This is a genomic window from Kangiella sp. (assembly GCF_014762745.1).
Taxonomy (GTDB): Bacteria; Pseudomonadota; Gammaproteobacteria; order Enterobacterales; family Kangiellaceae; genus Kangiella.
Genome location: NZ_JABURJ010000061.1, coordinates 1 through 6715, shown reverse-complemented (window position 1 = coordinate 6715; position 6715 = coordinate 1). Strand labels below are relative to the sequence as shown.

Annotated in this window: 4 protein-coding genes; 1 reads left to right on the top strand and 3 read right to left on the bottom strand. The window is 46.2% G+C overall.

Features of this window, described 5'->3' with window-relative positions:
- Nucleotides 1-35 precede the first annotated feature (35 nt).
- Nucleotides 36-2156 carry a polyribonucleotide nucleotidyltransferase gene (gene pnp, locus HUJ19_RS04645; protein WP_290622536.1) on the top strand — a complete coding sequence of 707 codons (2121 nt, stop codon included), beginning with the start codon at nucleotides 36-38 and terminating at the stop codon, nucleotides 2154-2156.
- A 96-nt stretch (nucleotides 2157-2252) separates the two neighbouring features.
- On the opposite strand, the gene HUJ19_RS04640 is transcribed toward pnp, so the two are convergent.
- The 3 genes from HUJ19_RS04640 to HUJ19_RS04630 all read right to left on the bottom strand — a co-directional run bounded on the left by HUJ19_RS04640 (nucleotide 2253) and on the right by HUJ19_RS04630 (nucleotide 6607).
- Entirely contained in the window at nucleotides 2253-3401 is a 1149-nt protein-coding gene (locus HUJ19_RS04640) for an endonuclease/exonuclease/phosphatase family protein (RefSeq protein ID WP_290622535.1), read from the bottom strand.
- An 83-nt stretch (nucleotides 3402-3484) separates the two neighbouring features.
- Entirely contained in the window at nucleotides 3485-5689 is a 2205-nt protein-coding gene (locus tag HUJ19_RS04635) for a M4 family metallopeptidase (protein ID WP_290622534.1), read from the bottom strand.
- A 432-nt stretch (nucleotides 5690-6121) separates the two neighbouring features.
- The gene (locus tag HUJ19_RS04630) at nucleotides 6122-6607 is read right to left on the bottom strand and encodes a hypothetical protein (protein WP_290622533.1); all 486 of its coding nucleotides are present in this window, start codon (nucleotides 6605-6607) and stop codon (nucleotides 6122-6124) included.
- Nucleotides 6608-6715: the final 108 nt, after the last annotated feature.

Here is a 6715-nt window from a genome sequence, read left to right as displayed (position 1 = left end):
TTCTGAAAGTGTTGAAACTTAAATAGGAAAATACTGTGGAATATACAAAAAAATCATTTGAATACGGTGGCCGTACGGTCACGATGGAAACGGGTCGTGTGGCTCGTCAGGCAACTGGAGCGGTAATTATTGACTGCGAAGGTACTACTGCGTTTGTTGCGGTAACTGGTAAAAAAGAGGCTAAAGAAGGCCAGGATTTTTTCCCGTTAACAGTTAACTACACAGAAAAAACGTATGCGGCGGGTAAAATCCCAGGCGGTTTCTTAAAGCGTGAAGCGCGTCCTTCAGACGAAGAGACTCTAATCGCACGTCTTATTGACCGTCCTTTGCGTCCTTTATTCCCGGAAGGGTTTGTTAACGAAGTTCAAATCGTTATCACAATTGTTTCAATCAACCAGGATGTACCAACTGAAGTGGTTGCCATGCTGGGTGCTTCTGCCGCACTAGAAATTTCAGGCATACCGTTTAACGGTCCTGTTGGTGCCGCGCAGGTTGGTTATATTGATGGTGAATACGTTCTAAATCCATCAGTAACGCAACTTAAAAACTCAAAATTGGATTTGATGGTTGCTGGTACTGAAAGCGCTGTTTTGATGGTGGAATCAGAAGCTGATGAGTTACCAGAGAGTGTCATGCTTGGTGCTGTAATGTACGGTCACCAGGAATCACAAGTTGCCATTAAAGCGATTAAAGAATTTGCTGCTGAAGCTGCTAAACCTAAGTGGGAATGGACAGCTCCTGAGAAAAACGTATCGCTTCATGATGCAGTGAAAAATCACTCTTTCGCAGCGATTGAAGAAGCTTACCAAATCGCTGATAAAGCTGAGCGTTATGCCAAAATTGGTGAATTAACCGAAGCAGCAGTAGAAGCTTTAGCTGGCGATGAAGAAGGTCAGCCATCTGCTGATGAAGTTAAAGACGTCTTCCATGCGATTGAAAAAGAAGTAGTTCGTACGCGTATTATTTCTGGCAAGCCTCGTATCGATGGCCGTGACCCAGACATGGTTCGTGCCTTGGATATCCGCACTGGCGTTTTCCCACGTACCCACGGTTCAGCAATCTTTACCCGTGGCGAAACTCAGGCCATGGTTTTCGCAACCCTGGGTACTGAGCGTGATGCGCAGATTAAAGACAGCATCATGGGTGAGTCGAAAGATCATTTCATGTTGCATTACAACTTCCCTCCATACTGTGTGGGTGAGACTGGTTTCATGGGTTCACCAAAGCGTCGCGAAATCGGTCACGGCCGTTTAGCGAAACGCGGTGTTGCAGCTATGGTTCCAGGTATTGGTGAATTCCCATATACCATCCGTGTGGTTTCAGAAATCACTGAATCAAACGGCTCAAGCTCAATGGCTTCTGTTTGTGGTACGTCATTGGCATTGATGGATGCTGGTGTACCGATGAAAGCGCCAGTTGCCGGTATTGCGATGGGTCTGGTTAAAGAAGCGGATAAGTTTGTTGTACTTTCAGACATCCTGGGTGATGAAGATCACTTGGGCGATATGGACTTTAAAGTGGCTGGTACGCAAGACGGTATCACTGCTCTGCAAATGGACATTAAAATTGAAGGCATTACTCAGGAAATTATGGAGCAAGCCCTGCATCAGGCAAAAGGCGGCCGCTTACATATTCTGAGTGTGATGAATCAGGCAATCGACAAGCCGCGTGATGATATTTCTCAGTATGCGCCACGTATTACTGCCATCAAGATTCCAGTAGACAAGATTTCAGAAGTGATTGGTAAAGGTGGTTCAACCATCCGTGCTCTAACTGAAGAAACTGGCGCTACTATCGAAATCGAAGATGATGGTACGGTAAAAGTTGCTTCATCTGATGCCGAAGGTGCTGCTGAAGCAGTACGTCGTATCAAGTTGATGACTATGCCAATTGAAGCGGGTATGGAGTTTGAAGGTAAAGTTGTTCGTCTGGCGGACTTCGGTGCTTTCGTTGAAATCACTCCTGGACGCGATGGCCTGGTTCATATTTCACAAATCGCTCATGAGCGCGTGAATAAAGTAACCGACTACTTGAAAGAAGGCGACATCGTAAAAGTTAAAGTACTGGAAGTGGATCGTCAAAACCGTATTCGTTTAAGTATGAAAGCGATGATTGACCCGCCTGCACAGGAAGAAGCTCCAGCTAACGCTGAGTAATTTTTGTGAGAAATCAGTTTAACTGATCTGAAAAAGGGAGCCTCGGCTCCCTTTTTTATGCGTGTTATTTTTGCGCTTATTTAAACAAAAAGTGAATTAACTTCTGGTGGGGTTAACAACATTGTCGCTCGACACCTGCTGGCCTTGTAAAATTTCTTGCGCCATTTCTTCATCACCAGCCTCTTTGTCGATGCCTGACTGAGTTTCTGCTTTGTGTGGCACTAATGCTAACTCTGTATAGAGAGCAAAATGATCCGAGCCGAAGCCGGGCAGTCGTTGCATGGTGCGTAAGGTGAAATGCTCGCTATGGAATAGATGGTCGAGTGGCCAGCGCATAAACCAGTAATCAGCATGGAAGGTATTGAACATACCGCGGCCGATGCGCGGATCGAGCAAACCGCTGATTTTGCGGAACAGGCGGGTGGTGCGCGACCAGGCGACATCATTCATATCACCGGTAACAATTATTGGGGTGCTAGAGTCTTTCGTTTTTTCAATATTTTTGGCAACCATAACCAGCTCGGCATCCCGTTCGGAAGATACTTCATTCTCGGTGGGGCTGGGCGGAGCCGGGTGAAGGCAATGCAGGCGAATTTGTTGCTGAGCAAGCTTAACGCAGGCATGGATTGAAGGCACATCTTTTTCGACCAGGTACTGAATTTCGGTATTGATTAACTCACGTCTGGAATAAAGATGCATGCCGTACAGGTTATCCAGCGGACATTTGACCGCATGCGGATACTGTCCGGAAAGCTGATCAAGGTGTGATTGCCACCAGTCATTGGATTCCAGTGTGACCAGTATGTCCGGCTGATATTGGCGGACCAGCTCAAGCAGTTTGCGTGCATTGCGATTGGTCATCAGTACGTTCGCAGTGATAATGCTGATACAGGTTGAGGTCTTATCTTCTAATAGCTCATCTTCTGCGGGCTCAACTTCCGGTGCGACAAGTTTAGTATAGGGTAATATCCACCAGGCCTGGTAAGCGAAACAGAGAATGGTCGGAATGATTAGCCACCAGCTGGCAGGTTGTGTTAGTTCCAGCAGGGATAGCTCAAGGGTCACAAGAAAGCCACTGCCTATCGCAAGCTGTAGGCGAGGAAAATCAAGACCTCGAATCCACCACTTACTGTTGCGCGATAGCGGCAACAAAGTAGCGAGTATCAGAAGGCCGGCACAAAAAGCAAAAGCAGTGAACATATTGCTCGAGAATCCAAAATCCTGTTTAAGCAATATGCTACTCAATTATGGATTGATTGGTAGTAACAAGGTCTTAAAAAAGAAAATAAAGAGGGGCGGCATGCCCCTCAGGTTAGTGTGAAAAGTGATTACTGAGGATCAGCAGAGATATTAAGCGTAATACCCGATGATGCGTTGTAACCACGAATGCCGATATGCCATGTACCGGATTGAGGCGCATTGAAGGTACAGACTTCTTCGTTGCCCCATTTGTAAGGACGACAGTCATAGCTTGAGGTTGTCGGTGCTGAACCACGACGAACATACAAGTCGGCATCACCTGAACCGCCAGTGATAGTTACAGTAAGAGTCGTGTAACCTTCGCCTAGTTCCTGGGTATAGTTCGCCCAGCTGTTTTGCGCTACAGAAATATTGCTGATAGTACGATCAATTGGTTGAGGGCCAGTATCACCACCACTTTGATAGCTACCCACTAATGTGACGTCAGAGAAACCTGAGTAAGCTTTAACGCGCACATAGTATTTACCACCACCGCTGCCGGAACAGGTTTCGCTGTTACCGTTACGGTATGGACGACAGTCATAGCTTGAGTCAGTTGGCACGCTGCCTTTTTTCACATAAAGATCGGCATCACCTGAGCCACCACTGATCGAGAAACTAATGTCAGTTGCGTCAGCAGGAACGTCCATGGTGTAAACAATGTCGTTGCCAGTAGAAGCTGAAAGACCTGTTTCAGGAACGCCATTCTCTAGTACATTATCACCTGGAGGTGGATCGGTTGGATCTTGACCACAGTCACGCCCTGGGCTGACATTACTGTTCACGCCCACTGCCTGTAGAGTCGCCTGAACATCATTGACGTCATAACCCAGATCACAGGCTGAGTCTAAAACACCGTCACCGGCATCATCCCAGTTAGTGTTTGAAGTCCAGTAGTTACGGTTTGCCTGAGTGTATACTTCGAAAGCTTTCCTGGTGTCCCAGCCAGCCGTAGTGGCCAGTAAGTAGAAGGCTTTGTTGTAAACGCCTGAGCTATGGTGAACGTCCATGCCTGAAGTAAAGTCTGATTGATGATCAATCGAACGGTTATCTTGCGGTGGATTATTCATGTAGCGAAGTGCGCCATTGCCTTTGAAAATCTGTTCACCGACTAAAAAGTCATTAGAGCCATTCATATAGAACTCAGCTGCTTCACCAGACATATCTGAGTAGGACTCGTTAAGACCACCGGATTTACCGCTGTAGACCAGATTGGAATTTTGTTGTGTGAAACCGTGACTGACTTCGTGCGCCATGACGTCGAGTGAGACCAAAGGGTAGAAGGTTGAAGCGCCATCACCGAAGGTCATTTGCTGACCATCCCAGAAGGCATTCTCGTAGTTGTTGCCATAGTGAACGCGGACTCTAAGTTTTTGCGTCAATGGAGCTGCGTTAAACCAGTCGTTGAACATATTAAAAACAACATTACCGAAGTAATGGCCATCGTTGAGCGGCGAGTAAGCGCCATTAATTTGCTTAACGGTATTTTCGGGACAGGTAAAGCTGTGGATGCTGCCACCATAGGTAGAGTTGTTCATGTTAATGGTGTCAACATTGCTGCTGGTCATGCTACAGGTACTGCCTGACTGAGCCACATCCAGATAACCAAAATCAACGCCGTAATCGTAGCGGCCTGTTTTCTGGTTACCGCCAGGGCCGGTACCATTGGCTGTCTGTAAATTGTCGTAAGAGTGGATGACTTGGCCGGTCTTGGCGTCGATAAACATTTGTGGACGTGAAGGCTTGTCAGCGTGTGAGACAAAGGTTACCGAGTAAACCAGGCGGGCGATGCCGTCAGGATCCTGCCAGATAGCCAGTTCAGACGACTCGTTTTCATACACTGGAGACTGGTTGCTTGCTAATGACATCTGTTGATGTCCTTTAGCAATGGACAGGGCGCGCTTGCCCGAAACCTTAGGAGTAACGTCGTTAATGTCCAGCCCAATACCCTGTAACACGGCACCATGAGCAAAGCTGGAAACGCCACCTGCGTTACTGGTAATAATGATATCGTCACCAATCACAGGAATACCCTTAAAGTATTGCTGATAACGAGTGGTAATCGTGCCATTGCTGTTCTGATAAATCTTACGAGGCTTGAGACTTTCCTGAGCAGAAAGGCCCACCAGCTGTGAGGCATTGGCCGCTAAACTGGCTGGAATGCTTTTCTGTTGGGCGATAGCATTCTGGATGCCAGAGTTGTCGCGTAGTGATTGTCTTTCAGCGGCCTGGCCAACAGAAACCAGTACGCAAAGTGACAAAGCACTGAGCGTAAACTTGTGAATTGTATTCATTGAATCTCCTTCAATATAACTATATGAAATAAGAAAAAATTATGAATGCCGCTGTTAATCTTTGTTGTAATAAGATTTGGTATTCCCCTTAGTGTGTGAATATTTTTCAGCAGCGAACGATAAGCTAGCAAGCGCCTAATTACGTAACAATTGCAAAACTGACGTACAATGTAGACTTATGTATTCTTGTGATGAGTTGTTGATACTTGATGTGACGATAGGTAGGTTTAACATGCGATACAATCGACTAACATTCCCAAATATGCATTAGTTTTATTTGTTTTATAGAGAATAAAAAAAGCGCCTTTCGGCGCTAAGCACAGCTTCGGAGGAGAGAGTAGGAGTCGTTTCTAGCTGTGGGGAGGGCTTCCAGGCCCATGTTCTTGTCCTTTTGTGGTTGGGGGTTAGGCTTATGACTATTAAAGTTTTCGATTAATGAGTCGCGGCTACCTGAGGTGCAGTAACTTCTTCGGCATATAGCGTTGGCAGTGTACTGTGGAAACTGACCAGTTGAGTTTCTACCAGGTTATAGGTCACGGTAACAGTTACTGATTGACCAGGAATAATTACCAGATTATCGGCAGTTGCTGGTTCACAACCCAGGTCAGAATCAACCGAAACCTCGTAATTCACCAAAGCGGCAGGGTTTGGTAACGCCGGCTGGTATTCAGCGATGATCATCTGCTCAGTAGGATTGCTGAATGTTTCAGTAAGCGTAATCTGCGTCAGATCGCCGTCAGTAGTAACCTGCTGTTCAGAAGAGTCTGCCACCAGGTAAAAAGACTCATCATTCATGGTGTAATTAACAACACCGGCTGGTGCCTGTTCTATTTCGCCAGCTTCCACCGCAGCAGCTGCAGAAAAAACAGAAACAATAAGTGTTGCGACCAAAATACGCTTTAGGGAAATAGTTTTCATCTTGCTTCTCCATCAAATTAAAATTCGTTTAAGTTTTGTCTTTCGATGGTGTAATTAAAGCGCAACAGTGTGGAGAGAAAAGAAGTTGAAAAAGGCCGGTTATGGATA

Bases quoted from the DNA above. Each gene is read 5' to 3' on its own strand.
- HUJ19_RS04630 (WP_290622533.1), bottom strand. From the start codon at position 6,607: ATGAAAACTATTTCCCTAAAGCGTATTTTGGTCGCAACACTTATTGTT.
- HUJ19_RS04635 (WP_290622534.1), bottom strand. From the start codon at position 5,689: ATGAATACAATTCACAAGTTTACGCTCAGTGCTTTGTCACTTTGCGTA.